Source organism: Stenotrophomonas maltophilia complex sp. Om-AH-Sm3 (assembly GCF_059337855.1).
Genome location: NZ_JBYBLQ010000003.1, coordinates 304044 through 327953 on the forward strand (window position 1 = coordinate 304044; position 23910 = coordinate 327953).

General features: G+C 67.0%; 22 protein-coding genes. All 22 read left to right on the top strand.

What is annotated here, in order from left to right; translation table 11 throughout:
- Positions 1-19 precede the first annotated feature (19 nt).
- The gene (gene flgE, locus AC10QF_RS06000) at positions 20-1243 is read left to right on the top strand and encodes a flagellar hook protein FlgE (RefSeq protein WP_005416459.1); all 1224 of its coding nucleotides are present in this window, start codon (positions 20-22) and stop codon (positions 1241-1243) included.
- A gap of 32 nt (positions 1244-1275) precedes the next feature.
- Complete coding sequence (locus tag AC10QF_RS06005; RefSeq protein WP_494541925.1) at positions 1276-2025, top strand: flagellar basal body rod protein FlgF; 750 nt, start codon at positions 1276-1278, stop codon at positions 2023-2025.
- Positions 2026-2128: 103 nt separating this feature from the next.
- On the top strand, positions 2129-2914 hold the full coding sequence (gene flgG, locus AC10QF_RS06010; RefSeq protein ID WP_005416457.1) for a flagellar basal-body rod protein FlgG: 786 nt from the start codon (positions 2129-2131) through the stop codon (positions 2912-2914).
- A gap of 22 nt (positions 2915-2936) precedes the next feature.
- Complete coding sequence (flgH, locus tag AC10QF_RS06015) at positions 2937-3629, top strand: flagellar basal body L-ring protein FlgH (protein WP_005416456.1); 693 nt, start codon at positions 2937-2939, stop codon at positions 3627-3629.
- 8 nt (positions 3630-3637) lie between these two features.
- Positions 3638-4768, top strand: coding sequence for a flagellar basal body P-ring protein FlgI (locus AC10QF_RS06020; protein ID WP_494541926.1), 1131 nt, complete (start codon positions 3638-3640; stop codon positions 4766-4768).
- Between the two features lies 1 nt (position 4769).
- Complete coding sequence (gene flgJ / locus AC10QF_RS06025) at positions 4770-5969, top strand: flagellar assembly peptidoglycan hydrolase FlgJ (protein WP_100478063.1); 1200 nt, start codon at positions 4770-4772, stop codon at positions 5967-5969.
- Between the two features lie 8 nt (positions 5970-5977).
- Positions 5978-7858, top strand: a complete 1881-nt coding sequence (flgK, locus tag AC10QF_RS06030; protein WP_049412411.1) for a flagellar hook-associated protein FlgK — start codon at positions 5978-5980, stop codon at positions 7856-7858.
- Complete coding sequence (flgL, locus tag AC10QF_RS06035) at positions 7855-9057, top strand: flagellar hook-associated protein FlgL (RefSeq protein WP_049412414.1); 1203 nt, start codon at positions 7855-7857, stop codon at positions 9055-9057. The genes flgK and flgL overlap by 4 nt, the downstream gene beginning before the upstream one ends.
- Positions 9058-9475: 418 nt before the next feature.
- Positions 9476-10693 (top strand): flagellin, encoded by a 1218-nt coding sequence (locus AC10QF_RS06040; RefSeq protein WP_005416451.1) that lies wholly within the window; start codon positions 9476-9478, stop codon positions 10691-10693.
- A 72-nt stretch (positions 10694-10765) separates the two neighbouring features.
- Positions 10766-11956: a flagellin gene (locus AC10QF_RS06045; protein ID WP_099485385.1), complete on the top strand. Its 1191-nt coding sequence runs from the start codon at positions 10766-10768 to the stop codon at positions 11954-11956.
- 86 nt (positions 11957-12042) lie between these two features.
- The gene (locus AC10QF_RS06050) at positions 12043-13221 is read left to right on the top strand and encodes a flagellin (protein WP_049442739.1); all 1179 of its coding nucleotides are present in this window, start codon (positions 12043-12045) and stop codon (positions 13219-13221) included.
- Positions 13222-13662: 441 nt separating this feature from the next.
- Entirely contained in the window at positions 13663-15078 is a 1416-nt protein-coding gene (gene fliD / locus AC10QF_RS06055; RefSeq protein ID WP_049412079.1) for a flagellar filament capping protein FliD, read from the top strand.
- A gap of 128 nt (positions 15079-15206) precedes the next feature.
- On the top strand, positions 15207-15623 hold the full coding sequence (gene fliS / locus AC10QF_RS06060; RefSeq protein WP_005416447.1) for a flagellar export chaperone FliS: 417 nt from the start codon (positions 15207-15209) through the stop codon (positions 15621-15623).
- Positions 15620-15913: a hypothetical protein gene (locus AC10QF_RS06065; protein ID WP_069138605.1), complete on the top strand. Its 294-nt coding sequence runs from the start codon at positions 15620-15622 to the stop codon at positions 15911-15913. Before fliS ends, AC10QF_RS06065 begins: the two co-directional genes overlap by 4 nt.
- Positions 15910-16488 (top strand): PilZ domain-containing protein, encoded by a 579-nt coding sequence (locus tag AC10QF_RS06070; protein WP_069138606.1) that lies wholly within the window; start codon positions 15910-15912, stop codon positions 16486-16488. Before AC10QF_RS06065 ends, AC10QF_RS06070 begins: the two co-directional genes overlap by 4 nt.
- Positions 16489-16580: 92 nt before the next feature.
- Complete coding sequence (locus AC10QF_RS06075) at positions 16581-17213, top strand: response regulator (protein ID WP_005413261.1); 633 nt, start codon at positions 16581-16583, stop codon at positions 17211-17213.
- 323 nt (positions 17214-17536) lie between these two features.
- A complete protein-coding gene (gene rpoN, locus AC10QF_RS06080; protein ID WP_494541927.1) occupies positions 17537-18946 on the top strand; it encodes an RNA polymerase factor sigma-54 in 1410 nt (469 codons plus the stop codon).
- A 14-nt stretch (positions 18947-18960) separates the two neighbouring features.
- Complete coding sequence (locus tag AC10QF_RS06085) at positions 18961-19338, top strand: response regulator (RefSeq protein WP_005409556.1); 378 nt, start codon at positions 18961-18963, stop codon at positions 19336-19338.
- Positions 19335-20837 carry a sigma-54 dependent transcriptional regulator gene (locus tag AC10QF_RS06090; RefSeq protein ID WP_494541928.1) on the top strand — a complete coding sequence of 501 codons (1503 nt, stop codon included), beginning with the start codon at positions 19335-19337 and terminating at the stop codon, positions 20835-20837. Before AC10QF_RS06085 ends, AC10QF_RS06090 begins: the two co-directional genes overlap by 4 nt.
- A 185-nt stretch (positions 20838-21022) precedes the next feature.
- Entirely contained in the window at positions 21023-21439 is a 417-nt protein-coding gene (locus AC10QF_RS06095) for a hypothetical protein (RefSeq protein WP_494541929.1), read from the top strand.
- Between the two features lie 444 nt (positions 21440-21883).
- Positions 21884-22249, top strand: a complete 366-nt coding sequence (gene fliE, locus AC10QF_RS06100) for a flagellar hook-basal body complex protein FliE (RefSeq protein ID WP_005409552.1) — start codon at positions 21884-21886, stop codon at positions 22247-22249.
- A 13-nt stretch (positions 22250-22262) separates the two neighbouring features.
- Complete coding sequence (gene fliF / locus AC10QF_RS06105) at positions 22263-23909, top strand: flagellar basal-body MS-ring/collar protein FliF (protein WP_171956910.1); 1647 nt, start codon at positions 22263-22265, stop codon at positions 23907-23909.
- The last annotated feature ends 1 nt before the right edge of the window (position 23910 follow it).

Sequence of the window (23910 nt, forward strand, 5' to 3'; positions counted from 1 at the left end):
CATCAACCAGGAGCATCCCATGGGCTTCAATGTCTCGCTGTCCGGCATCAATGCCGCCAACACCGACCTGAGCGTCACCGCCAACAACGTCGCCAACGTCAACACCACCGGCTTCAAGCAGTCGCGCGCCGAGTTCGCCGATCTGTTCGCCTCCACCAGCTACGGCCTGTCGAAGAACCAGACCGGCTCGGGCGTGCGCGTCTCCAACGTCGCCCAGCAGTTCATCCAGGGCCACAACGAGCAGACCGGGCGCAGCCTGGACATGGCCATTTCCGGTGAGGGCTTCTTCACCATGAACATGAACGGTTCGCGTGTGTACTCGCGTGCCGGCAACTTCCAGACCGATTCGGCCGGCTACGTGGTCAATCCGCAGGGCGCGCGCCTGCAGGTGTTCGCGCCGAATGCCGATGGCACCAACTTCGACGCCGGCCGCCTGGTCGACCTGCAGTTGCTGACCACCGACAGCCCGCCGAAGCAGACCAGCGAAGTGAAGGTGGGCTTCACCCTGCCGGCCAACGCCAAGCAGCCGACCGTGGCCACGTTCGACCCGACCGACTCCAACAGCTACAACCACTCCAGCGGCGGCATCACCGTGTACGACTCGCTGGGCGTGAGCCACATCCAGGTCTCGTACTTCGTGAAGGGCGCCAACCCCAACGAATGGACCGTGCACAACTATGTCGATGGCCAGCCCGCCGGCACCCCGACCGCGGTCACCTTCGACAACAGCGGCAAGCTGACCGCCCCGGCCAACGGCAAGGTTGGCCTCGGCACCTTCACCCCGACCACGGGCGCTGGCCAGCTGAACATGACGCTGGACATCAGCGGTTCGACCCAGTACGGCGAGAAGTTCGCCCTGCGCAACACCCAGCAGGACGGCTATGCCGCCGGCAAGCTCAACGAGATCACTGTGTCCGAGTCGGGCGTGGTCTATGCGCGCTACTCCAACGGCGACGACAAGCCCCTGGGCCAGGTCGCACTCACCACCTTCAACAACACCCAGGGACTGGAATCGAAGGGCAACAACCTGTGGGTGGAGACCTTCGAGTCGGGCACGCCGCGCACCGGCATGCCGGACACCTCCAATCTCGGCAAGATCCAGGCCGGCTCGCTGGAAGCGTCCACCGTCGATCTCACCGAGCAGCTGGTCAACATGATCACCGCGCAGCGCAACTTCCAGGCCAACGCGCAGATGATCACCACGCAGGACCAGATCACCCAGACCGTCATCAACATCCGTTGATGAGCTGCTGACCCTGTCACGGAACTCCCCGCATGGATAAAGCCCTTTACGTGGCGATGACCGGTGCCCGCGCCTCCCTGCAGGCGCAGGGAACGCTCAGCCACAACCTCGCCAACTCGGATACTCCTGGCTTCAAGGAAGCGCTGGCCAACACCGAAGCCTTCCCGATCAAGGGTCAGGGCTTTGCCTCGCGGGTGGATGCGCTGCACGTCGACGCCGGCTTCAACCGCCGGCCCGGCGCGCAGCACATCACCGGCAAACCGCTGGACCTTGCACTGCAGAGCGGCACCTGGCTGGCGGTGCAGGCGAGCGATGGCAGCGAAGCGTATACGCGTGGCGCAGCCCTTTCGGTGACGCCGAACGGCCAGCTGGTGACCTCCAGCGGCCGTCCGGTACTGGATGACAACAACAACCCGATCGCCATTCCGCCCTACCAGGCCATGGAGATCGGTGCCGACGGCACGATCTCGATCATCCCGCAGGGCGAAGGCCCGCAGACGATGGCGCAGATCGGCCGGATCAAGGTGGTGCAGGCGCCGGACGAGCGCCTCGAGCGCGGCCTGGATGGCCTGTTCCGCAACACCGACCCGCGCCAGCCGTTCGCACCGGCACAGGGCACCGCCGTGCACAGCGGGCAACTGGAGGGCAGCAACGTCGATGCCGCCGGTGCGCTGGTGCAGATGATCCAGCTGCAGCGCCAGTACGAAATGCAGGTGCAGGTGATCAAGCACGGCGACGACAACGCGCGCAGCGCCAACAGCCTGCTCCGCCTGGGCAGCTGACGGATTTCCGGCGCCGCCCGGGCGCGGCGCTGGCACACCGCTTGCACACCCGCTACCAAGGGCCGCATTGCGCGGCCGGCTTCACCCAGACAGGACTCCGAAGATGAACCAGGCATTGTGGATCGCGAAAACCGGACTGGATGCGCAGCAGATGCGCATGTCGGTGGTTTCCAACAACCTCGCCAACACCAACACCACCGGCTTCAAGCAGGACCGCGCCAGCTTCGAGGACCTGCTGTACCAGCAGGTGCGGCAGCCGGGCGGCTCTTCGTCGGCGCAGACGCAGCTGCCGACCGGCCTGCAGCTGGGTACCGGCGTGCGCGTGGTCGCCACCGCCAAGAACTTCGAGCAGGGTGGCCAGCAGCAGACCGGCCGCGCATTGGACGTGATGGTCAACGGCCGCGGCTTCTTCGAAGTGCAGATGCCCGATGGCAGCTCGGCCTACACCCGTGATGGCTCGTTCAAGATCAACCAGGACAGCGAACTGGTCACCAACAGCGGCTACCCGGTGCAGCCGGGCATCCAGATTCCCGAGGGCGCGCAGTCGGTCACCATCGGCAGCGACGGCACCATCAGCGTAAAGATGGCCGACAACGCCGCGTCGGTGGAAGTCGGTGCGCTGACCCTGACCGACTTCGTCAATCCGGCCGGCCTGCAGGCGCGCGGCGAGAACCTGTTCCTGGAAACCACGGCCTCGGGCCCGGCCCAGAACGGCAATCCCGGCCTGAACGGTCTCGGCACCGTGGTGCAGGGTGCGCTGGAAGGCAGCAACGTCAATGTGGTGGAAGAGCTGGTGTCGATGATCGAAACCCAGCGCGCCTACGAAATGAATGCCAAGGCGATCTCCACCACCGACTCGATGCTCGGCTATCTCAACAACAAGATCTGACCGGCCCAACCGGGAAACCGCCATGTCGCCCATTTCCAACCTCGCCCGTACTGCCCTCGCCTGCACCGTGGTCGCCCTGCTCGGTGGCTGCGTGATCGCGGGCGACGTGCGCCCCTATCCGGCGATGGCACCGATCCAGCCGATCATGCCGCCGCAGGCCGCGCCCACCGCCGGTGCGATCTACGCCGCTGGCCCGACCCTGCAGCTGTATTCGGACCGCCGCGCGCGCGATGTCGGCGACCTGCTGACGATCACCCTGCTGGAAAACACCACCGCGCAGACCAGCGCCAACACGGCCACCAACAAGGAATCCAACCTGAGCCTGGGCACGCCGTCCATCCTCGGTGCGCCGGTCACCCTGGGCGGCAAGGACATCCTCAGTGCCACCGCCAAGGGCGCGCGTGACTTCACCGGCAAGGGCAACAGCGCGCAGAGCAACCGCCTGCAGGGCAGCGTCACGGTCACGGTGATCCAGCGCCTGCCCAACGGCAACCTGGTGGTACAGGGGCAGAAGAACCTGCGGCTGAACCAGGGCGATGAACTGGTGCAGGTGCAGGGCATCGTGCGCCCGGGCGACATCAGCCAGGACAACACCATTCCTTCCAGCCGCGTGGCTGAGGCCCGCATCGTCTACGGCGGCCGCGGCCCGGTCGCGCAGTCCAACGCAATGGGCTGGCTGAGCCGCTTCTTCAATTCCGGCCTGACGCCGTTCTGAGTATGGCCATGAACTTCTCCTTCTCTACTTCCTGGCAGCGACGCGTGGCGTTGATTGCGTCGCTGATGCTGCTGATCGTGGCCGCCCCGGCCAGCGCCGAGCGCATCAAGGACCTCGCCCAGGTCGGCGGCGTGCGCGGCAATGCGCTGGTGGGCTATGGCCTGGTGGTCGGCCTGGATGGCAGCGGCGACCGTACCAGCCAGGCGCCCTTTACCGTGCAGAGCCTGAAGAACCTGCTCGGCGAGCTGGGCGTGAACGTGCCGCCGAACGTCAACCCGCAGCTGAAGAACGTGGCCGCCGTGGCGATCCACGCCGAACTGCCGCCGTTCGCCAAGCCAGGCCAGCCGATCGACATCACGGTGTCTTCGATCGGCAACGCGGTGTCGCTGCGCGGCGGCTCGCTGCTGATGGCCCCGCTGCGCGGCGCCGATGGCCAGATCTATGCCATCGCCCAGGGCAATCTGATCGTGGGTGGCTTTGGCGCGCAGGGCAAGGACGGTTCCCGTGTCTCGGTGAACGTGCCCAGCGTCGGCCGTATTCCCAACGGCGCCACCGTGGAGCGTGCCCTGCCCGATCCGCTGGCCAACGGCGGCGACATCACCCTGAACCTGCACAACAATGATTTCACCACGGTCTCGCGCATGGTCGCCGCGCTCAACAACGCGTTCGGCGAAGGTGCGGCACGCGCGATCGATGGCGTGACCGTCGCCGTCACCGCACCGACCGATCCGGGCGCACGCATCGGCCTGCTGGCGCGCATCGAGAACCTGGAACTGACCCCGGGCACTGCCCCGGCCAAGGTGGTGGTCAATTCGCGCACCGGCACCGTGGTCATCGGCCAGCAGGTGCGGGTCGGCCCTGCGGCGATTTCGCATGGTTCGCTGACGGTGACGATCCAGGAGAACACCAACGTCAGCCAGCCCAATGCGCTGTCGGGCGGCCGTACCGTGGCCAGCCCTCAATCCACCATCACCGCCACCAACGACGGCAGCCGCATGTTCAAGTTCAGCGGCGGCACCAACCTGGACGAGATCGTGCATGCGGTGAACGCCGTGGGTGCGGCACCGGGCGACCTGATCGCGATCCTGGAAGCCCTGAAGCAGGCCGGCGCACTGAGTGCCGAGCTCGAGGTGATCTGACATGCGCATCAATCCCGCATTCGACCTGCACCCGGCGCAGCAGAACGATCCGGCGAAGATCGACAAGGTCGCACGCCAGCTGGAAGGCCAGTTCGCACAGATGCTGGTCAAGAGCATGCGCGATGCCAGCTTCGGCGACTCGCTGTTTCCCGGCGAGAACAAGATGTTCCGCGACATGTACGACCAGAAGATTGCCGAGGCGATGACCCGCGGCAAGGGCCTGGGCCTGTCCGGCATGATCACCCGCCAGCTGTCCGGCCAGGCCGCCGAAGGCCCGGCACTGGATACCCGCGTGGATCCGGCCAAGGCCAGCCGCGCTTACCAGCTCAACGCGCCGGCCAGGCCGGCACCGTCGCTGCCCCTGGAAGATGGCAGCCAGGCCGTGCGCATGCTGCAGCAGATGGCCGCAGGCGCACAGCACGGTGCGCAGGCCGCGCTGGCACCGATGGAGCAGGCACTGGACCTGATCGCCGGCCGTGAGAGCAGCGGCCTGCACCGCTCGCTGGGCACCGAGGATCCGTACATCGGCAGCCTGCAGGGCGAGGACTGGGCCGCCAACAGCGACCAGTGGACGGCGACGGCCAGCAATCGCGGCACGGCCGTGAGCCCGGCCGATGCCCTGGCCACGCGCACCGCCGTCGCCCAGCTCGGCGAGCACACCCCGGAGGGCTTCGTCGCCAGTATCTGGCAGCACGCACAGAGCGCGGCCAGGGAACTGGGCGTGGATGCCCGCGCCCTGGTCGCCCAGGCCGCGCTGGAGACCGGCTGGGGCAAGCGCCACATCAAGCACGCCGACGGCAGCACCTCGCACAACCTGTTCGGCATCAAGGCCACTGGCTGGAACGGCCAGCGCGCCACCGCAGGCACCCATGAATATGTCGATGGCGTGCGCCGCAACGAAACCGCCAGCTTCCGCGCCTACAGTTCACCGGCCGAGAGCTTTGCCGACTACGTGCGCCTGCTGAAGACCAGCCCGCGCTACCAGCAGGCCCTGCAGGCCGGCACCGACGTGCAGGGCTTCGCCCGTGGCCTCCAGCGCGCCGGTTACGCCACCGATCCGCGCTACGCCGCCAAGATCGCTGCGATCGCCGGCGGCCCGACCATCGAGCGCGCCGTAGCCGCCGTGGCCGACGCCGGCTCGCGCCTTGGCCAGACCTTCGCCAGCACCGCGACCGCGGCGCTGGGTATCACTCGTCGTTGAGGAACACCATGTCCAGCGTACTTTCCACCGGTACCGGTGCCCTGCTCGCCTTCCAGCGTGCGTTGGCGACCACCAGCCACAACGTGGCCAACCTCAATACACCCGGCTACAGCCGGCAGAAGGTGAACTTCGCCACCGCCGATCCACAGAACTATGGCTATGGCACGGTCGGCAACGGCACCCGCATCACCGACATCCGTCGCACGGCCGACCAGCTGGCGATTTCGCGCCTGCTCGACAGCAGCGGTGAGCTGGCGCGCCTGAAGCAGCTTTCGGGCATGGCCGACCGGGTCAACGCCCTGTTCTCCGATGCCGCCACCAACGTGGCCGGCGTCTGGTCGAACTTCTTCGACTCGGTCAGTGGCCTGTCGTCCAACGCGGCCGGCACCGCCGACCGCCAGAACATGCTCGACGGTGGCAAGGCGCTGGCCAACCGCTTCGTGCAGCTCAACACGCACCTGAACAATCTCAACAGCGAGGTCAACAACGGCCTGCTGGCCGGTGCGACCGAGGTCAACCGCCTTGCGCAGGAGATCGCGCAGATCAACGGTGCCATCGGCACCAACATTGCCTCGGCAGCACCGGACCTGCTCGACCGCCGCGACCAGCTGATCACCCAGCTGATCGGCTACACCGGTGGCACCGCGGTGATCCAGGACGGCGGCATCATGAATGTCTACACTGCCGGCGGCAACGCGCTGGTGGTGGGCACCACGGCGACCAAGGTCACCACCGTGGCCGATCCGTACCAGCCCGAGCGCCTGCAGCTGGCACTGGAGACCCAGGGCAACACCATCCGCCTCGACCCGAAAGCGGTCGGTGGCCAGATCGGTGGCCTGCTGGAATTCCGCGACACCGTGCTGACCCCTGCGCAGGCCGAACTGGGCAAGCTGGCGGTGGGCCTGGCCGAGAGCTTCAACCAGGTCCACCACCAGGGTGTGGATCTGTATGGCCAGATGGGCGGGGACTTCTTCAACGTCGGCAGCCCGCGCGTGACCGGCAACAACAGCAATACCGGAACCGCCAGCCTGAGCGCCACCTATGGCGACCTGGGCAAACTGGACGCACAGAACGTGGTGCTGCAGTTCGATGGCACCACCTGGAAGGCCAGCCGCGCCGACACCGGCGCCAGCATTCCCCTGACCGGCACCGGCACCGCCGCCGATCCGCTGGTGATCAACGGCGTGAACCTGGTCGTCGGCGGCACCCCGGCGGCCAATGACCGCTTCCTGCTGCAGCCCACCGCCGGCGTGGCCGGCAGCCTGGAGATGGCCATCACCGATCCGTCGCGCATTGCCGCGGCCGCCGCAGTCAAGGGCGCAGCCGCCACCGCCAACACCGGTACCGGCAAGCTGAGCGGCGTCACCGTCACCGATTCGGCCAACGCGAACCTGCGCAACCCGTCGGCGATCGTGTTCACCTCGGCGACCACCTACACCATCGACGGTGGCCCGCCGCAGACCTATACGCCTGGCCAGACCATCAGTGCCAACGGCTGGAGTTTCGTGCTCGATGGCGCGCCCAAGGTGGGCGATACCTTCAATATCACCCCGACCCCGGCCGGTTCGTCGGACAACAGCAACGCCTCCAGGCTGGCCAAGGTGGAAAGCACGAAGGCCTTCAACGCCGGAACGGTGACACTGAACGGTGCACTGGGTGGCCTGACCACCCAGGTCGGCGCAGCCGCCCGCTCAGCCGAGTACTCGCTCGATGCGCAGCTGGTGATCAATGACAAGGCACAGGAAGCCCGCGACGAGGTCTCCGGGGTGAACCTGGACGAAGAGGCCGCCGACATGCTGCGCCTGCAGCAGGCCTACCAGGCCGCCTCGCAGCTGATCTCCACCGCCGACAGCATGTTCCAGACCATCCTGGGAGCCGTCCGCCGATGAGCAGCCGCATCTCCACCAGCATGATGTTCAACCAGTCGGTGTCGCTGATGATGGCCAAGCAGGCCAAGCTCAGCCACCTGGAGCAGCAGATTGCCACCGGCAGCAAGATCGTCAGCGCCAAGGACGATCCGGTTGCCGCCGGCACTGCAGTCGGCCTTGATCGCAGCCTGGCCGCACTGGACCGCATGAAGCTCAACGCCGGCAATGTGCAGAACCGCCTGGGTGTGCAGGAAAACACCCTGGCGCAGGTCAACGACCTGATGGCGCGCGTCAACGATCTGACCATCCAGGCCAGCAATCCGGCGCTGAGCGCGGCGGACAAGAAGACGCTGATCACCGAGGTCAACCAGATCCGCGATGGCCTGCTGTCGCTGGCCAACGCCGACGATGGTACCGGCCGCTACGTGTTCGGTGGCACCAACGACGGTGACCCGCCGTTTGCCAAGATCAACGGCAAGGTGGTCTATCGCGGCGACCAGACCCAGCGCCAGGTTGAAGTCGGCCCCGATACCTATGTGCGCGACGCCCTGCCCGGCAGCGAGATCTTCATGCGCATCCCCACCGGCGATGGCTTCGTTGACGGCAGCGCCGCGGCCGGCAACACCGGCAACGGCGTGCTGACCAACATCACCCGCGACGGCAGCGACAGCTGGAACGGCCAGGGCTTCAGCGTGCGCTTCACCACCGGCACCCAGTACGAGGTGGTGGATGGTGCGGGCAACGTGACCGGCACCGGCACCTACAAGGCTGGCGACGACCTGGAAGTGAACGGTGTGCGCCTGCGCATCACCGGCGCACCGGCAGCGGGCGACAGCTTCAGCGTACAGGCCGCCAGCAGCCGCGACATCTTCTCCACCATGGACAACCTGGTCGCCGCGCTGGGTGCCGACACCGGTACCACCGCGCAGATGACTGCGCAGCAGAATCAGCTGCAGAGCGCACTGCGCGACGTGGCGCGCGCCTCGGAGCGGATGATCGATTCGCGCGCTGCCGGTGGTGCGCAGTTGAAGGCGCTGGACAACGCGGCGGAGATGCGCGAGGCCAATGGCGTGACCCTGAAGACCACGCTGTCGCAGATGCGCGACCTGGATTACGCCGATGCACTGAGCCAGTACCAGCTGCAGAGCACCGCACTGCAGGCGGCGCAGACAATCTTCTCGCAGATGCAGTCGATGTCGCTGTTCAACAAGCTGCGCTGACGCCTCTCCTGCGTCACCCCTGAAAGGCCGCGATGCCCTGCATCGCGGCCTTTTTCTTTTGCGCGCTCCCGTGTTGTTGCCCTCGACGGACATGGCCTGGTGCTGCCTGGCGCAGGTTCCAGCCAATTTTCCGTGATTTTCCATCAAGCCCGACCCCGCCCCGCCGATACCTTCATCAGCGCTGGTCAGGCCCTGCCCGACCGCCCCTCCCGGGGTCGCTTCCACCCTGGCAACAGGGCTGAAAACCCCGGGAAAACAGCTTCAGGCAACGAATTCTGGCTTCAGCGGAATTCACGGCTAAAGGTTGTTGACAAAGCGCCGTTATTCATTTGGCAACGGCGAAGCACACAGCCACACAAAAAACAGGCGGCGCTTCGTTTCATTCACCAACGGGTTCCATATAAGAGGAGACGACCCCATGGCACAGGTAATCAACACCAATACGATGTCGCTCAACGCTCAGCGCAACCTGAGCACCAGCGGCAGCTCGCTCGCCACCACCATCCAGCGCCTCTCGTCCGGCCTGCGCATCAACAGCGCGAAGGACGACGCGGCCGGCCTGGCCATCAGCGAGCGCTTCACCACCCAGATCCGTGGTCTGGACGTGGCCATCCGCAACGCCAACGACGGCATCTCGCTGGCCCAGGTCGCCGAGGGTTCGCTGAACGAAGTCGGCAACAACCTGCAGCGCATCCGTGAACTGGGCGTGCAGGCCTCCAACGCCACCAACTCGGCCAGCGACCGCAAGGCCCTGCAGGCCGAAGTGACCCAGCTGGTCTCGGAAATCGATCGTGTGGCCAAGCAGGCCGACTTCAACGGCACCAAGCTGCTGGACGGCAGCTTCACCAGCCAGCTGTTCCAGGTCGGTGCCAACGCCGGCCAGGCCATCGCCATCAACAGCGTGGTCAACGCCAAGGCCGATTCGCTGGGGGCGGCCACCTTTGCCAACGGCTACACCGGCACTGCGCTGGCGGTGGACAAGGCCACGGCCGACACCACCTACTCCGGCCTGCAGGTCTCGGTCACCCCGCCGGGCGGCACCGCCACCACGGTCACCATCAGCGACTTCACCGTGAAGGCCGGCGAGTCGATCACCTCGGCCACCGCTGCGGCGATCAACAACAAGCTGGGTGAAACCGGCGTGGTGGCCTCGGTCAATGCCGGCGTCATCAGCCTGGCTTCGGTCAAGGATGGCCAGACCTTCGCCCTGGGCGTCAGCGCGGCAACCCCGCCGGCCGGCGTCACCGCCGCGACCATTGCCGGCCTGGGCCTGACCGAGACCAGCACCAACGGCGGCACCCTGACCGGTGCGGCGGCCAGCTTCGTCAAGGACCTCAACGTCACCACCGCCGAAGGCGCACAGAAGGCGATGTCGATCGTCGACAAGGCCCTGGAATCGGTCAACAGCGTCCGCGCCGACCTCGGCGCGATCCAGAACCGCTTCACCTCGGTGGTCGCCAACCTGCAGACCTCCTCGGAGAACCTGTCCGCATCGCGCAGCCGCATCCGCGATACCGACTTCGCCAAGGAAACCGCCGAACTGACCCGCACCCAGATCCTGCAGCAGGCCGGTACGGCCATGCTGGCCCAGGCTAACCAGGTACCGCAGAACGTGCTCAGCCTGTTGCAGCGCTGACATGAGCCGCCCCCGGGGCACGTCGGGGGCGTCTGACCCAACTCACGTGCAACCGCTCAAGGACCTCTCCTCATGGCACAAGTCATCAACACCAATACGATGTCGTTGAATGCTCAGCGTAACCTGAGCACCAGCGGCAGCTCGCTGGCCACCACCATCCAGCGCCTGTCCTCCGGTTCGCGCATCAACAGCGCCAAGGACGACGCCGCCGGCCTGGCGATCTCCGAGCGCTTCGGCACGCAGATCCGCGGTACCGACGTCGCCATCCGCAACGCCAACGACGGCATCTCGCTGGCCCAGGTCGCCGAAGGTTCGCTGACCGAAATCGGCAACAACCTGCAGCGCGTCCGCGAGCTGTCGGTGCAGGCCTCCAACGCCACCAACTCGGCCAGCGACCGCAAGGCCCTGCAGGCCGAAGTGACCCAGCTGGTCTCGGAAATCGACCGCGTCGCCAAGCAGTCGGACTTCAACGGCACCAAGCTGCTGGACGGTTCGTTCTCCAGCCAGCTGTTCCAGGTCGGTGCCAACGCCGGCCAGGCCATCGCCATCGACAAGACCATCGATGCCAAGGCCAATGCCCTGGGCGGCGCCAAGTTCGACACCAACTCGCTGGCCCTGGCCGACCCGGGCACCAACGCTGATTTCAGCACCACCGGCCTGTCCATCAATGGCGTCGCCATCGCTGACGTCTCGGTCAAGCAGGGCGCGGACGCCGCTGCCACCGGCAAGGCCTCGCGCGAAGCACTGGTCACCGCGATCAACGCCAAGATCGGCGAGACCGGCGTCTATGCGGAAGTGAACGGCACCACCGGCGTGACCCTGACCTCGGTCAAGGACAGCACCAACGCCGATGGCTCGTTCAAGGCCATCACCGCGACCCCGGGCACCTGGACCGGCGCCACTGCGCCGACCTTCACCGCGACCACCGACGCTGCGGCGCCGGCCGCCAAGTACGCCAGCAACCTGGACGTCAGCACCGTGAAGGGCGCCCAGCAGGCGATGGAAATCGTCGACAAGGCCCTGGGTGCGATCAACAGCACCCGCGCCGACCTCGGTGCCGTGCAGAACCGCTTCACCTCGGTCGTGGCCAACCTGCAGACCTCGTCGGAAAACCTGTCGGCATCGCGTAGCCGCATCAAGGACACCGACTTCGCCAAGGAAACCGCCGAACTGACCCGCACCCAGATCCTGCAGCAGGCCGGTACGGCCATGCTGGCCCAGGCCAACCAGGTGCCGCAGGGCGTGCTCAGCCTGCTGCGCTGATCCACTCGCTGATCGACCTCCGGGCGCTGCATGACGCCGCGCCCGGATCCTGAAACACGTTCCACCTTCGCCAAAGGAAAAGCACCATGGCACAAGTCATCAACACCAACACCATGTCCCTGAATGCTCAGCGCAACCTGAGCACCAGCGGCAGCTCGCTGGCCACCACCATCCAGCGCCTGTCCTCCGGTTCGCGCATCAACAGCGCCAAGGACGACGCCGCCGGCCTGGCGATCTCCGAGCGCTTCGGCACGCAGATCCGCGGTACCGACGTCGCCATCCGCAATGCCAACGACGGTATCTCGCTGGCCCAGGTCGCCGAAGGTTCGCTGACCGAAATCGGCAACAACCTGCAGCGCGTCCGCGAGCTGTCGGTGCAGGCCTCCAACGCCACCAACTCGGCCAGCGACCGCAAGGCCCTGCAGGCCGAAGTGACCCAGCTGGTCTCGGAAATCGACCGCGTTGCCAAGCAGTCGGACTTCAACGGCACCAAGCTGCTGGACGGCACCTTCTCCAGCCAGCTGTTCCAGGTCGGCGCCAATGCCGGCCAGGCCATCGCCATCGACAAGACCATCGATGCCAAGGCCGGCTCGCTGGGCACCTCGACCTTCGCCACCGGTGCGACCGCTGCCCTGGCCGCCAGCACCGACGGTGCCCGCTTCTCCGGCACCGTTATGGGCGTGGACATCGGCACGGTTGAAGTGAAGGCCGGCGCCACCACGGCGGATGCATCCAAGGCCGTCGCCACCGCCATCAACGCCAAGATCGGCGAGGCCGGCATCTACGCCGAAGCCAATGCCGACGGCTCCCTGAAGCTGAGCTCGGTGAAGGAAGGCAAGGCCGTTGCCACTGCCGATATCGCCCTGATGCGCAGCGACTACGATGCCACCGCCAAGACCTGGGGCACCGCAGCGGCTGCCGGCGCCTACACTGCTGGCACCGACACCTCGGCCAACGTGCAGAAGCTGGACGTGAGCACCGTGCTCGGTGCCCAGCAGGCCCTGGAAGTGGTCGACAAGGCCCTAGGTGCGATCAACAGCACCCGCGCCGACCTCGGTGCGATCCAGAACCGCTTCACCTCGGTCGTGGCCAACCTGCAGACCTCGTCGGAAAACCTGTCGGCATCGCGCAGCCGCATCAAGGACACCGACTTCGCCAAGGAAACCGCCGAACTGACCCGCACCCAGATCCTGCAGCAGGCCGGTACGGCCATGCTGGCCCAGGCCAACCAGGTGCCGCAGGGCGTGCTCAGCCTGCTGCGCTGATCCACGGCAAGAAGGTGCCGCTACCGTCGGGTCGAACCGACGGTAGCGGCAACCGGGAAGCCACGATGCACGAAGGCGCGGGCCATGCCCGGCCCGGGATGAGTCCCGATCCGGCTTGGCATCGCCCGCTCCTGCGGACCTCTCTTTCAGCGCTGTACCTTTGACTGTACGTACCGGGCGGCTTCGTCTCCCCCCGATTGTCAGTAGCCTGATCCCTCCCCTGCATTGGGGGAGGGCTTTTTGCAGACTCCCGGCAGCCCGCGGTGAACCCACCCGCACCCTGCCCCAGCCCTCCTGCAACCCGCGTGCCAGAACCTGCGCCAGGCGATTGGCACGGCACATGCATCAACGAAGTCCTCAAGACCCAGCGGCGCAGGCCGCTATTTTCGTTGACGACGGGCCAGCGCACGACGGCCGGGCCCGGATACCAGGAGAAACGACGTGGCAGACTTTGGATACGGTGGCATTGGCTCGGGACTGGATATTTCCAGCATCGTCAACCAGTTGGTCGCAGCTGACCGCAAGCCCGCCGACAATGCGCTGAACCTGCAGCAGTCCAAGGCCAAGATGCAGTTGTCGTCGATCGGCACCATCACCTCGGCCTTCGACAAGCTGAAGACGGCGCTGACCGCACTGAAGGCCACCACGGCGTTCGACACGCGCACGGTGACCGCCAGCAAAGGCGGCGACAAGGGCACCGACGAGATCCTGACGGCGTCGGTCGCGCTGTATGACGTTGGCACCACCAAGGCGGCGGCCTCCAACGGCACGCACGTGGTCAATGTCACCTCGCTGGCCACCGCGCACAAACTGATCGCCGATACCTCGGTACCGAAGACCGACACGTTTGCTGCCGGAACCTTGACGCTGACCGTTGGCGTGGGCGACAAGGCCAAGACCATGAACGTGGAGGTGGAGGACGGCGACACGCTGACCACCATCCGCAACAAGATCGATGCGGCCGGCCGCAAGGAAGGCGTGCAGGCCACCCTGATCAGCTCCGGCGACGACCAGTACCTGTCGATCGCCCAGGAGAAGACCGGTGCCGCCAACGCGATCAAGCTCGAGTACGCAGGCAGCGACGCCAAGCTGGGGGGGCTGGTCAACAGCCTCAAGCAGAACACCGCCGCCGCCGACGCCGAGCTGACCATCGATGGTGTGAAGGTCGTCAGCGCCAGCAATACCGTGGCCGATGCGGTTCCGGGCCTGACCCTGAACCTGAAGATGCCGGGCACCAGCACGGTGACCATCAGCACGGATACTGCAGCAGCCACCAAGGTGATGCAGGAGTTCGTCACCGCCTACAACGCTGCACTGGCGGCGATCAACACCGAAACCAAGTACGACGCCAAGACCAAGGAAGCCTCTACGCTGACCGGCGATGCGCAGATGCGCGGCGCCACCAGCCAGCTGCGCTCGGTGATGTCGAGCGTGCTCAAGGACCTGGCCGGTGACAAGCTCGATGCCAAGGCGATCGGCCTGGATACCCGCGGCTATCCCAATGCCGACGGCACACTGATCCTGGACACCACCAAGTTCGCCGCCGCCCTGGCCAGCCAGCCGGAGAAGATGCGCCAGGCGATCACCGGTGATACCGGCGGCGCCGGCAAGCTGTACACGCTGGTCGACGGTTATGTGAGCACCACGGTCGGCAAGGAAGGCGCGTTCGTCGCGCGCACCAAGGGCCTGAACACCACGCTGGACAACATCGACAAGCGCCGCAAGGATCTCGACACGCGGATGAAGAGCGTGGAAGAGCGCTACAAGAAGCAGTTCATCGCGCTGGACAGCCTGATGGGCAAGTTGCAGCAGAGCAACACGGCGCTGCAGCAGCAGCTGGCACAGTTGAACCGCTGACGATGCGTGCGTGGCACTCAAGTTTGCCGCGCAATGCACCGATAACGGACGCAACAGCAATCATCGCCGCGCCGCCGGCACCGATCCCCACGATCACCCGACGGCACCCCGCGCAAGGAGAATCACGAATGTACGGTTCCAGCCGTCAATATGCCGAGCAGTACCGCCAGGTGGGAGTGACCAGTGCGGTCGCCGATGCCGATCCGCACAAGCTGGTGGCGATGCTGCTGGCCGGCGCGCTGGAGCGCGTGCGTCGCGCCCTGGCCAGCCTCGAGCGCGGCGACCAGGCCGGCAAGGGCAAGGCGATCGGCGAAGTCTGCGCGATCGTCGGCCACCTCAACGGCTCGCTGGACCATGAGGCCGGCGGCGAGATCGCCGGCAACCTGTCGGCCCTGTACGATTACGTGCTGCAGCGCCTGACCGAAGCCAACCTGCACAACGACCGCGCCGCGCTGGATGAATCGCTGCAGCTGCTGGGCGAGATCGACAGCGCCTGGAACGCGATCCCGCACGAACAGCGCCGCCCGGCCGCGGTGGCGCCATGAGCCTGCCCGAACTGCACGCGCAGCTGGATGCCTTCGAGAAGGCACTGGGCGATGACGCCCTGGACCAGGCCGACAGCCTGCTCGACGGGCACGACAGCACCCTGCATGCCCTGCTCAGCCAGCCGCTGACCGCTGCGGACCACGGGCCGCTGAGCGCCCTGTTCGAGCGCCAGCAGAGCCTTCTGGGCCTGCTGCGCCAGCGCCGCGATGCAGCAGCCGCACTGATGAATGACGGCCAGCGCTCTCTTCGCGCCGCCCATGCCTACCTGCAGGCAGAATCGCTGGCATGACCCAGCTGCCGACCACGTCGCTGCACCATCCTGCCGAAAGCGAGCTGTTCGACGAAACGCTCAGCTGCGAGCTGGCCCTGCCGGCCGAGTTCCAGGCGGGCAGCGCGGCCGGACGCACCAGCGGTGCCGAAGGCCTGCTGCGCAGCTTGGCACTGGTCGAAGACAGCCGTGTTGACGAGCACGACGAGCGCAACGAGGCCACCCTGCAGCTGCAACGCCTTGAAGCCAAGCTGGACCTGGCGATGGTGCTGCTCGGCCGCTTGGTGCGCCAGCAGGGCCTGGAACTGCCCCTGCGTCCGGTGCGCTGGTCGCGCCGTGGCATCCGCCTGCAGCTGGGCCCGCGCAGTGGTGCCAGCCCCGGACAGGCCGGCGTGGTGCGCCTGCAGCCCAGCGACTGGCTGCCCGACCACATCGACCTGCCGGTGGAAGTGATCGCCGAGGCAGCCGACGGCAGCGGCGGCCACTTCCTGTGGCTGCGCTTCCAGCGCCTGGGCGACGGCCTGGAAATGGCAATGGAACGGCACCTGTTCCGACTGCACCGCCGCCAGGTGGCCGAGGCGCGCCGGGCGCGCTGAAAGCTGCCACCATCACGCTTGGCGGGCAAGCCTTGGCGCGCCCGTTCAGCTAAGTTAAGGTGGACTCCCCTACACGGATCTGTTGCGTGCCTGTGCGAGTTCTCATCGTCGACGATCACACCCTCGTCCGCGCCGGCCTGGCGCGGCTGCTGCAGGGGTTTGCCGACGTGCAGCTCGTCGCCGAGGCCAGCAACGCCGAACAGGCACTGCAGCTGGCCCTGCAGCATGCGCCGGATGTGGTGCTGATGGATCTCTCGTTGCCGGGCCGCACCGGCCTGGAAGCGCTCAGCGACATCCGCCTGCGCGCCCCGGGCACCCGGGTGGTGATGATGACCATGCACGACGATGCCGCCCATGTGCGCGACGCCCTGGATCGCGGTGCGGTCGGGTTCGTGGTGAAGGATGCAGCACCGCAGGAGCTGGAACTGGCGCTGCGCGCCGCGCATGCCGGCCAGGTGTTCCTGAGTCCCCAGATCTCGGCCAAGATGCTGGCCCCCATGCTGGGCCGCGAGAAGCCCACCGGCATTGCCGCGCTGTCGCCGCGCCAGCGCGAGATCCTGCGCCGCATCGGCAAGGGCGAAAGCAACAAGGAAATCGCCGCGGACCTGGGCATCAGCGTGAAGACGGTGGAAACCCATCGCGCACGCATGATGGAGTCGTTGGGCTGCCGCCGCGCCAATGACCTGTTGCTGCTGGCCGCGCGCCACCAGCACGAGCTGGAGTGATTGCCTGCGAATGGGGTCAGATCCCTTTCCGCAGGAAAGGGATCTGACCCCTGCCCGGCACTGCACCGGCGACGAATTCCCGTCACCCTGACACGCCCCGACAGGAACCCGTACACGGCACAGCCCGGTCACCCCGGCAACCACACCGAAAATCAGCAACTTAGGCGCGATCATCGTCAACATTCCGCGCCGATGTAGGGAATACCCCTACATCCTGTCGGGACAACCACGAATCCCTTCAGGAACCCCCCGATTCCGCCCACGCCGGATCAAAAGCAAGATGCGTTCCACAAGGCGCCGGGGAGCGGCGCCGGGGAACCACGATGAAGGCTGCACTCTCGACCCAGCTGGGCCAACAACTTCACCTCACCCCGCAGCTGCTGCAGTCGATACGGCTGTTGCAGCTTGATGGCCTGCACCTGGAACAGGAAATCCAGCGCCTGCTGGACTCCAACCCGCTGCTGGAGATCGAAGAGGCCGAAGCGCCTGCCGCTGATGCCACCGAGGTCAGCGCCACCACGCTGGAAACCGCCGCGTTCGACGAGCTGCCGGAGTCTTCGATGTGGGACGTGGCCGGCGCCAGCTGGCAGGACGGCGACGACGACCGCATGGCGCGCATTGCCGCCGGTGAGTCGACCGACCCTCAGCTGCGCGTGCTGCAGCGCCTGGCGCTGGACATGGACGACCGCGAACTGGCGGTGGCCGCGTTCTGGCTCGACCACTGCGACGAGGCCGGCTACCTGCAGGCGCCACTGGCGCAGCTGCAGCTGCTGGCCAGCGCCCAGTTCGACATCGCCGCCGAAGGCGTCGAGGCCATCCGCCAGCAGCTGCTGCACGGTGAACCGGCTGGCATGGCTGCGCAGGACCTGCGCGAAGGCCTGCAGGCACAACTGCGCAGCCTGCACGGTGTGGTCCCCGCGCGTCACCTGGCCGCCCGCATCCTCGATGGCGCGCTCGAGGCACTGGCCGCGCACGACTACCCCGCCCTCGCCCGCCAGCACGACGCCGAGATCGACGACGTGCGCGAGGCGGTGCGCCTGATCCTCTCGCTGCAGCCGCGCCCCGGCGACAGCCTGCTGCCCGAACGCAATGCGGTGGTGGTACCGGACGTGGTCGCCTGGCATGCCGATGGGCAGTGGAAGGTGGCACTGAACCCGGCCACCAGCCGCCGCGTCTCGATCAACAGCCAGTACGAACAGGCGCTGGCCGAAACCAGCGAAGCCGCGCCGGCACTGCGCGAGATGCTGCAGGAGGCGCGCTGGTTCAGCCGCGGCCTGTCGATGCGCTACGACACCCTGCTGCGCACCGCGCGTGTGATCGTCGAGCGCCAGGCCGCCTTTCTGGTGCGTGGCGAAGAGGCGATGGCGCCGCTGACCCTGAAGGAAGTGGCCGAGGAAATCGGCATGCACGAGTCCACCGTCTCGCGCATCACCACCGGCAAGTTCCTGCAGACCCCGCGCGGCACCTTCGAACTGAAGCACTTCTTCGCGGTGCGCCTGGAAGGCGCCAGCGTCTCCGGCCAGGCGGTGAAAGCCATGGTCCGCCGCCTGATCGACGCCGAACCCGCCGGCCGTCCGCTGGCCGACGAGGCCATTGCCGGCCTGCTGTCACGCCAGGGGGTGAACATTGCCCGCCGAACCGTCGCAAAATACCGAGAACAACTGGATATCGCCCCGGCCCGCGAACGGCGCCGGCTCAGCGCCAGGCAACCGCAGCTGGCCCGGGTGGGCTGAAAAGGATGTTGGACATGAACAAGCTCACGGTCCTGCTGGTCGATGACCACGAGGGCTTCATCAACGCGGCGATGCGCCATTTCCGCAAGATCGACTGGCTGCAGATCGTCGGCAGTGCCGGCAACGGCCTGGAAGCGATCGAGCGCTCGGAAACGCTGCGCCCGCAGGTGGTGCTGATGGACCTGGCCATGCCGGAGATGGGCGGCCTGCAGGCCACCCGCCTGATCAAGTCGCAGGACGATGCGCCGTACATCGTGATCGCCAGCCACTTCGACGACGCCGAGCACCGCGAACACGCGCTGCGTGCCGGTGCCGACAACTTTGTCAGCAAGCTGTCCTACATCCAGGAAGTCATGCCGATCCTGGAAGGCCTCAGGGAGGAACAGTCGTGAGTGAATCGCGCATCCTGGTGCTGGACAACGACGCCGTGCGCGCAGAGCGCACCGTTGCCCTGCTGGAATTCATGGACTTCAATCCGCGCTGGGTCTCCGACGCGGCCGACTTCGACCTGGGCCGGCAGCGCCAGAACGACTGGATGGCGGTGATCGTCGGCAGCCTGGACGACAGCCCCGCCAGCACCGCGCTGTACAACTGGCTGGGCGGCAGCAGCCTGCCGCCTCCGGTGCTGCTGGCCGATGGTGATGCCGCAGTGTTTGCCCAGCAGCACGGGCTGCATGAAGCGAATATCTGGCCGCTGGAAACGCCGCTGCGCCACGCGCAGATGGAAGCCCTGCTGCGCCGCGCCAGCCTCAAGCGCCTGGATGCCGAGCATCAGGCCGGCGCCGCGCAGGACCAGGGACCCACCGGCAACGGCCCGGCAGTGAGCGCCCTGCGCACCATGATCGAGCAGGTGGCCGCATTCGATACCACCGTGCTGGTGCTGGGTGAATCCGGTACCGGCAAGGAAGTGGTGTCGCGCGCCATCCACCAGCGTTCGCCCCGCCGTGACGGACCGTTCGTGGCGATCAACTGCGGCGCCATTCCGGCCGACCTGCTGGAAAGCGAACTGTTCGGCCATGAGAAGGGCGCCTTCACCGGCGCGCTGACCGCGCGCAAGGGCCGTTTCGAAATGGCCGAGGGCGGCACCCTGCTGCTCGACGAAATCGGCGACATGAGCCTGCCGATGCAGGTGAAGCTGCTGCGCGTGCTGCAGGAGCGCAGTTTCGAGCGCGTGGGTGGCAACCAGACCATCCGCTGCAACGTGCGCGTGGTGGCCGCGACCCACCGCGACCTGGAGACCCGCATCGCTGAGGGCAAGTTCCGCGAGGATCTGTTCTACCGCCTCAACGTGTTCCCGATTGAAGTACCCGCGCTGCGCGAGCGTCGCGAAGACCTGCCGGCACTGGTGGAAACCATCGCCGCGCAGCTGGCCCGCACTGGCCGTGGCGAAGTGCGCTTCACCCCGGAAGCCCTGCAGGCGCTGGCCGGCTACGAATGGCCGGGCAACGTGCGCGAGCTGACCAACCTGGTCGAGCGCCTGGCGGTGCTGCATCCGGGGGGCTCGGTGCGCGTGCAGGACCTGCCGGCCCGTTACCGTGGCGATGCGGCACTGGCCGCCGCCACGCCGGCACCGGCACAGCCGGCCGCCAGCGAAGAACGCCTGGACCTGCGCAGTTTCTCCTTCCACGCCCCGGGCAGCGGCAACCAGCCGGCACTGGAGCACGGCATTGCCGTCAATCGCCCGGCGGCACCGGCGGCGCTGCCCGACGAAGGCATGGACCTGCGCAACCACATGGCCAACATCGAACTTGGCCTGATCAACGAAGCACTGGAACGCACCCAGGGCGTGGTCGCCCACGCGGCCCAGCTGCTCGGCCTGCGCCGCACCACCCTGGTGGAAAAGCTGCGCAAGTACGGCATCGAGCGCGAGCAGGCCGAACTGGCCGGCTGAAACGCATTGCCAGCATGAAGGGGGCACGAACGCCTGGGCTTGCCCGGGCGTTGGTGTTTTGGGCCCTGGGCTCACATCCCTTTGCTGCGGAAAGGGATCTGCGCCCATTGCTTTTGCACGTTTTCCTAGAGACAACACCGCCGCAGTGCGGAGCATGGCGAGGACACCCCCAAGGAGGTTCCACCATGCATCGCCTTGCCCTGCTCGCCACCCTGCTCTGCCCGGCCCTGGCCACCGCGGCCAACTGCACGCTGCCTGTCACGCTGGACCAGCGCCACTTCACCAACCTCAGCGACCCGTTGTATGCGCCGGACAATCCGAACGCCGGACGCATGGTGCAGCTCAGCTTTGCTGGCAGCCAGTACGTGCTGGACATCCTCGGCACTGACTTGCGCATCGGCGGCAGCTACCGCTACCAGCGCCTGGCCCCGCATATCGCGGAGATCCAGATGAGCGAAAGCCACCCGGCCGGCCCCGCACGCTACACCCTGCTGCTGACCTGCCAGAGCGACCGCCAGGGTCGCTTCATCTACACCCAGCACGACGGCCCCATCGCCCCGCGCCAGCGCCAGAATTCCGGCCGCTGGACCCTGCAGCCGTAGGCCAGAAAACCGACGCCGGATAAATGGCGCCTTCAATGGGGTCAGAGCCCGTCCAATCAGTGCCGACCAACGGTCGGCACCCACCAACAGCAGCAGGTCCCAACAGATCGCGGCCCACTGTCGAAGGCGGGGTGGGTCCGGTTGCGGGGGTGTCCGCGGCATGGATGCCGCGGCCAAGCCCCCAAGGACGGGTTTACGGCGCCCCCCGCAACCGGACCCACCCCGCCAACCCTCAGTAGACCCGCTTCTGCTGTTGCTCCGGCTCCGGCTTCGGTCATTGCCACTGAGGTTGCCGGCCAGCGGCCGGCACTACCGCGGGGAGCGGGGTGCAACCCCGCACGCACACCCAACCTCCTCACGTCACTGAATCGAAAACCGGTTTCGGCACGGCACTTGCACTGGCTCCAGCAGACAACCCCATCCCTGTTTCTGGAACCGTTGCAGATGTCCCACTCCGTCACTTCGATCCTTTCGCAGATCCGCTCCTATCAGACCCAGATGGGGCAGCCGGCGCTCAACCCGCTGGGCGAAACGCCGCGCAGCAACGCCCTGCCGGGCACGGTGCTGGACGCGCCGCAGGCCCAGCCGGCCAGCTTCACCGAAACCCTGCGTGGTGCGATTGCCGGCGTCAACGATGCGCAGCAGAAGTCCGGCGCCCTCGCCAAGGCCTTTGAAATGGGCGACCCCAGCGCCGACCTGGCCAAGGTGATGGTCGCCTCGCAGCAGTCCCAGATCGCCTTCCGCGCCACCGTGGAAGTCCGCAACCGTCTCGTCCAGGCCTACCAGGACGTGATGAACATGCCGCTGTAAGGAACATTGACGCATGGCACTGACGCTCTCCAAGGACAGCCTGAACGCCGAGAAGGCCGGGCAATGGTTCGACCGCCTGCAGAGTCTGCAGATCACCCGTCGGCTGGGCCTGATGGCGATGATCGCGGTGGCGGTGGCGGCAGGCCTGTCCGTGTTCTTCTGGTCACAGAAGCCGGGCATGGTCCCGCTGTACACCGGCCTGGACCAGAAGGCGACCGCTGAAGCGACCGACCTGCTGCGCGCCGCGCAGATTCCGTTCGCGCTCGATCCGGCCACCGGTGGCATCACCGTGCCGGAAAAGAACCTGCACGACGCCCGCCTGAAGCTGGCCGGCTCCGGCCTGACCGACAGTGGCAAGCTCGGCTTCGAGCTGATGGAACGCGACCCGGGCTTCGGCGTCAGCCAGTTCGTGGAAAGCGCGCGCTACCAGCACGCGCTGGAAACCGAGCTGTCGCGCACCATCAACACGCTGCGCCCGGTACGTGATTCACGCGTGCATCTGGCCATTCCCAAGCCCAGCGCCTTCACCCGCCAGCGTGACGTGGCCAGCGCCTCGGTCACCCTGGAACTGCGGGGCGGCCAGCAGCTGGAACGCAGCCAGGTGGACGCCATCGTGCACATGGTCGCGGCCAGCATTCCGGACCTGGCGCCGGAACGGGTGACCGTGGTCGACCAGAGCGGGCGCATGCTCAGCATCACCGACCCGAACAGCGAGGCGGCGGTCAACGCCGCGCAGTTCGAGCAGGTGCGGCGCCAGGAAACCTCTTTCAACCAGCGCATCCGCGAGCTGCTGGAGCCGATGACCGGCCCCGGCCGCGTCAACCCGGAAGTGAGCGTGGACATGGACTTCTCGGTGACCGAGGAAGCCCGTGAGCTCTACAACGGTGAACCGCAGAAGCTGCGCAGCGAGCAGATGAGCGAGAACACCACCAGCACGCCGGGTCCGCAGGGCGTGCCGGGTGCCACCAGCAACAGCCCGCCGGGCCAGCAGGCCGCGCCGGCCACCGCGCAGGCCCCGACCGAAAGCAGCAAGAACGCCACCCGCAACTACGAGCTGGACCGCACCCTGCAGCACACCCGCCAGCCGGCCGGCCGCATCAAGCGCGTGTCGGTGGCGGTGCTGGTGGACAACGTGCCGCGCGCCGGCGCCAACGGCAAGATGAGCCCGCAGCCGCTGTCGGCCGCCGAACTGACCCGCGTCGAGGCGCTGGTCAAGCAGGCCGTCGGCTTCAACGCCGAGCGTGGCGACACCGTGTCGGTGATGAATGCCCCGTTCGTGCGCGAGACCACGCCCGAACAAGGCCCGGCCTGGTGGGAGCTGCCGTGGGTGCACGACGCCGGCCGCATGCTGCTGGGCGCGGTGGTGGTGCTGGCGCTGCTGTTCGGCGTGCTGCGCCCGGCGCTGCGCGCGATCACCGGCCAGAGCAGGAAGGCAGACGAGCAGGCGCTGGAGCCGCATACGGCGGATGTGCAGCTGGTCGATGACGATGGCATTGCGCTGCCAGCGCTGGGCACCGACCGGGCAAGCCTGGGCGGACCGGATGCGCTCGCACTGCCGGTGGATTCATATGAGGAACGACTGCGGATGGCGCGTGAAGCCGTGAAGACCGACTCCAAGCGCGTGGCCCAGGTGGTCAAGGGCTGGGTGGCCAATGACTGAG

Bases quoted from the DNA above. Each gene is read 5' to 3' on its own strand.
- AC10QF_RS06005 (WP_494541925.1), top strand. From the start codon at position 1,276: ATGGATAAAGCCCTTTACGTGGCGATGACCGGTGCCCGCGCCTCCCTG.
- flgJ (WP_100478063.1), top strand. From the start codon at position 4,770: ATGCGCATCAATCCCGCATTCGACCTGCACCCGGCGCAGCAGAACGAT.
- fliS (WP_005416447.1), top strand. From the start codon at position 15,207: ATGTACGGTTCCAGCCGTCAATATGCCGAGCAGTACCGCCAGGTGGGA.
- flgL (WP_049412414.1), top strand. From the start codon at position 7,855: ATGAGCAGCCGCATCTCCACCAGCATGATGTTCAACCAGTCGGTGTCG.
- AC10QF_RS06050 (WP_049442739.1), top strand. From the start codon at position 12,043: ATGGCACAAGTCATCAACACCAACACCATGTCCCTGAATGCTCAGCGC.
- fliF (WP_171956910.1), top strand. From the start codon at position 22,263: ATGGCACTGACGCTCTCCAAGGACAGCCTGAACGCCGAGAAGGCCGGG.
- AC10QF_RS06020 (WP_494541926.1), top strand. From the start codon at position 3,638: ATGAACTTCTCCTTCTCTACTTCCTGGCAGCGACGCGTGGCGTTGATT.
- AC10QF_RS06045 (WP_099485385.1), top strand. From the start codon at position 10,766: ATGGCACAAGTCATCAACACCAATACGATGTCGTTGAATGCTCAGCGT.
- flgE (WP_005416459.1), top strand. From the start codon at position 20: ATGGGCTTCAATGTCTCGCTGTCCGGCATCAATGCCGCCAACACCGAC.
- flgK (WP_049412411.1), top strand. From the start codon at position 5,978: ATGTCCAGCGTACTTTCCACCGGTACCGGTGCCCTGCTCGCCTTCCAG.
- AC10QF_RS06085 (WP_005409556.1), top strand. From the start codon at position 18,961: ATGAACAAGCTCACGGTCCTGCTGGTCGATGACCACGAGGGCTTCATC.
- flgG (WP_005416457.1), top strand. From the start codon at position 2,129: ATGAACCAGGCATTGTGGATCGCGAAAACCGGACTGGATGCGCAGCAG.
- rpoN (WP_494541927.1), top strand. From the start codon at position 17,537: ATGAAGGCTGCACTCTCGACCCAGCTGGGCCAACAACTTCACCTCACC.
- AC10QF_RS06070 (WP_069138606.1), top strand. From the start codon at position 15,910: ATGACCCAGCTGCCGACCACGTCGCTGCACCATCCTGCCGAAAGCGAG.
- AC10QF_RS06040 (WP_005416451.1), top strand. From the start codon at position 9,476: ATGGCACAGGTAATCAACACCAATACGATGTCGCTCAACGCTCAGCGC.
- fliE (WP_005409552.1), top strand. From the start codon at position 21,884: ATGTCCCACTCCGTCACTTCGATCCTTTCGCAGATCCGCTCCTATCAG.
- flgH (WP_005416456.1), top strand. From the start codon at position 2,937: ATGTCGCCCATTTCCAACCTCGCCCGTACTGCCCTCGCCTGCACCGTG.
- AC10QF_RS06095 (WP_494541929.1), top strand. From the start codon at position 21,023: ATGCATCGCCTTGCCCTGCTCGCCACCCTGCTCTGCCCGGCCCTGGCC.
- AC10QF_RS06065 (WP_069138605.1), top strand. From the start codon at position 15,620: ATGAGCCTGCCCGAACTGCACGCGCAGCTGGATGCCTTCGAGAAGGCA.